The organism is Achromobacter colocynthidis (genome assembly GCF_057334535.1).
Genome location: NZ_JBHFIZ010000027.1, coordinates 72,857 through 76,852 on the forward strand (window position 1 = coordinate 72,857; position 3,996 = coordinate 76,852).

At 66.8% G+C, this 3,996-nt stretch carries 1 protein-coding gene; it reads right to left on the minus strand.

The window, feature by feature from the left end:
• Positions 1-39 precede the first annotated feature (39 nt).
• Positions 40-3,864: an ATP-dependent RNA helicase HrpA gene (hrpA, locus tag ACE04A_RS11900; protein ID WP_485820144.1), complete on the minus strand. Its 3,825-nt coding sequence runs from the start codon at positions 3,862-3,864 to the stop codon at positions 40-42.
• Between the last annotated feature and the right edge of the window lie 132 nt (positions 3,865-3,996).

Genomic DNA, 3,996 nt, shown 5'->3' on the forward strand with positions numbered 1-3,996 from the left:
CCCCCCCCCCCCCCCCCCCCCCGCCCGTTCAAGCCAGTTTCAGCGCTTGATCGATTCCCAGCTTTTCATCAGCCGCTTCACCGAAACCGGCATCGGCGTGCGCAGTTCTTGCGCAAACAACGCCACCCTCAGTTCTTCAAGCAGCCACCGGAATTCGTCCAGACGCGGGTCCGGCGCGCCCTTCAATGCCGATCTGGCGCGCTGGTACTGCGTCAGCAGCGGCGCCATCTCGGCCACCAGCTTGGCGTCGCGCGCCGGGTCGGCGCGCAGTTTATCGATGCGGGCAATGGCCGCCTTCAAGTAGCGCGGGTAATGGGACAACTGCGCATAAGGCGTGTCGCGGATGAACCACTTGGGCATCAGCGCGCTTAACTGCTGCTGCAGATCGGCATAGGCCGAGGCATGCGGCTTGGCTTGCGGCAGCTTGCGTTGCACGGCCGCGTACTCGGTCAGCACCGCGCCGGCCAGCCGGGCCACTTCCTGCGCCAACAGCCCCAGCCGCCCCTTGCCTTCGGCGCGGCGGGCGTCGAACTGCTGCTCGTTCACCGGCCACGGTTCGGCCAGGCACGCCTGGCCCAGCGCGCAATCGATGATCTGGTCGCGCAGTTCTTCCTGCGTACCCAGCGTCATGTACAGCATGCTGATCTTGGTCAGGTCCGTCAGGTTCTTTTCCAGGAACTTGACCTGCTCGCGCAGCCCCAGGCGGAACAGCTTGAGCAGCCCTGCCCGGTGGTGCTTGCGCGCCTCGTCCGGGTCGTCGAACACGTCCAGGTCGCAATGCGCGCCCCGGTCGACCAGGGCCGGATAGCCGATGACCGATTGGCCGCGCCGCTTGATCTCCATGATTTCGGGCAAGGGGCCGAACGACCACGTCGTCAGGTTTTCGTGCGCCAGCGCCTGGGCCACCTGCGTATCGCTGGCGGCCAGTTGCTGGAAGGTGGCCTGCGCCTGCTTGCCGAATTCCGCACGCAATTGCGCCAGGTTGCGCCCGGCGGCCAGCATGCGGCCGTGCTCGTCCACCACGCGGAAGTTCATGAACAGGTGGGCGGGCAAGGTCTCAAGCTTGAAGTCGCCCACGGCGGGGCGCACCTGCACCTGGTCCCACATGTCGGCGATGATCGCGTCAACCAGGCCTTGTTGCGGATCGGCCTGCCGTTCAAACCAGCGGTCGTAGAAACCGGCCGCGTAGTCGGGCAGCGGCACGCAATGGCGGCGCAGCTTTTGCGGCAGCGACTTCAGCAGCAAGTGCACTTTTTCCTTCAGCATGCCGGGCACCAGCCACTCGCAGCGGTCCGGGTCAATCTGGTTCAGCGCAAACAGCGGCACCGACAGGGTCACGCCGTCGCGCGGGGAGCCGGGCTCGAAGTGGTAGTCCAGCGCCATCGTCACGCCCTGCCATTCCACCTTTTTGGGAAAGACATCGGTAGTGACGCCGGCGGCTTCGTGCCGCATCAGCTCGTCGCGCGTCAGCATCAGCTTGGCGGCCGCGGCCTTGTCCAGGCCGGACACCCACTTTTCCAGCGAGGTGGTCTGCGAGATATCGGCCGGAAGCTGGCGGTCGTAGAAGGCGAAGATCAGTTCGTCGTCCACCAGGATGTCGGGGCGGCGTGTCTGATGCTCCAGCTTTTCGATGCCGGCAATCAGCTTGCGGTTGTGCGCCACGAACGGCAGGCGCGTGTCGATCTCGCCCGGCACCAGCGCCTGGCGGATGAAGAGTTCGCGCGCTTGCGTCGGGTTGACGCGGCCGTAATGGATACGCCGCCCGGTGTAGATGGTCAGCCCATATAGCGTGGCGCGCTCGTTGGCCACGACCTGCCCGGCCTTCTTTTCCCAACGCGGGTCCGACCAGTTTTTGCGGATCAGATGTGCGCCCACCTTTTCCAGCCACACGGGGTCGATGCGCGCCACGCAGCGGGCATACAAACGCGTGGTCTCGACCAGTTCAGCCGCCATGATCCAGCGGCCCGCCTTCTTCACCAGGCGTGAACCCGGATGGATGTGGAAACGGATTTCGCGCGCGCCCTGGTAGTGGCCGCCTTCGTCGCTCTTGAAACCGATATTGCCCAAGAGGCCAGACAGCAGCGCCAGATGCAGTTGCTCGTACGTGGCTTCCGCCTGATTGACGCGCCAGCCCTGCTCGCCCACCAGCGCCGCCAGTTGCGTATGCACGTCGTGCCATTCGCGCAGCCGGATGGGTGACAGGAAATTCTGCCGCAAAAGCCCCACCAGCTTGCGCTGCGACGCCTTGTGCTGGACCTGTTCGCCATACCAGCGCCACAGTTTCAGGAAGGAAATGAATTCCGATTTGTCGTCGGCGAACTTGGCGTGCGCGGCTTCGGCGGCTTCGCGCTCTTGCATGGGGCGGTCGCGCGCGTCCTGCACCGACAGCGCCGAGGCGATGATCAGCATCTCGGCCAGGCATTGATGTTCACGCGCGGCCAGGATCATGCGGCCGATGCGCGGGTCCACCGGCAGCTTGGCCAGTTCGTGGCCCGTTTCGGTCAGCACGAACGACGCACCGGTGCGCGACGCTTCGGCCTCGTCCTCGGAGGCGGACGCCAGCTCGATCGCGCCCAGCTCTTGCAGCAGGTGATAACCGTCGGCCACCGCGCGGCCCGGCGGAGCCTCAACGAAGGGGAACTGCTCGATGTCGTCCAGCTTCAGCGACTTCATCCGCAGGATGACGGACGCCAGCGACGAACGCAGCACTTCGGGGTCGGTGAACGCCGCGCGGTTATTGAAGTCGAGTTCGTCGTAGAGCCGGATGCACACGCCCGGACCCACGCGGCCGCAACGGCCCGCGCGCTGGTTGGCCGACGCACGGCTGATCGGCTCGATGCGCAGTTGCTCAACCTTGTTGCGCCACGAATAGCGCTTGATGCGCGCCAACCCGCTATCGACCACGAAGCGGATGCCGGGCACCGTCAGCGAGGTTTCGGCCACGTTCGTGGCCAGCACGATGCGCCGCGCGTTGGTGCGCGGGTGGAAGATCTGTTCTTGCTCGGCCTGCGACAGGCGCGCGTACAGCGGCAGCACTTCGGTGCCGGCTGGGTGGCGCTTGCGCAAGGCTTCAGCGGACTCGCGGATTTCGCGTTCGCCGGGCAGGAACACCAGCACGTCGCCGGGGCCATGGCGGGCGCACTCATCCACGGCGTCGACGATGGCGTCGATCAGGTCGCGCTCTTCGTCGCCCGACATGCGTTCGCGGTCGCGTCCCGGCTTGGCGGCGGGCGCGGCGGCGTCCTCGGCCAATTCTTCGCGCACGGGGCGGTAGCGCACCTCCACCGGGTACAGGCGGCCCGACACCTCGATGACCGGCGCGGGTTTGTCTTCCGATGCCGCGAAGTGCTTGGCGAAACGGTCTGCGTCGATGGTGGCCGACGTGATGATCAGTTTCAGGTCCGGGCGACGCGGCAGCAACTGCTTCAGGTAGCCCAGCAGGAAATCGATGTTCAGGCTGCGCTCGTGCGCCTCGTCGATGATGATGGTGTCGTAGCGGCGCAAGAGCGGGTCGCGCTGCGACTCGGCCAGCAGAATGCCGTCGGTCATCAGCTTGATGGACGCATTGGGGCCGGTGCGGTCGTTAAAGCGCACCTGGTAGCCCACCACCTCGCCCATCGGCGTGTTCAGCTCTTCGGCGATGCGCTTGGCCACCGAGGTGGCGGCCAGGCGGCGCGGCTGGGTATGGCCGATCATCTTCTGGCGGCCACGGCCCAGTTCCAGGCAGATCTTGGGCAACTGCGTGGTCTTGCCCGAGCCCGTTTCCCCGCTGACGATCACCACCTGATGGCCGGCGATGGCGCGCGCGATTTCCTGCCGCCGCGCGCTGACGGGCAGGTCTTCGGGATAGGCCACGACGGGGATCGGGCGCTCGGGGCGGTCGGCACGCGGCGGGCGCTCAGGGCGCTCGGGTCGATCCGCGCGCGGCGGGCGCTCGGCGCGCTCGGGGCGGCCAGCGCGCTCGGTACGCTCCGGGCGGCCAGGGCGTGGGGGGGG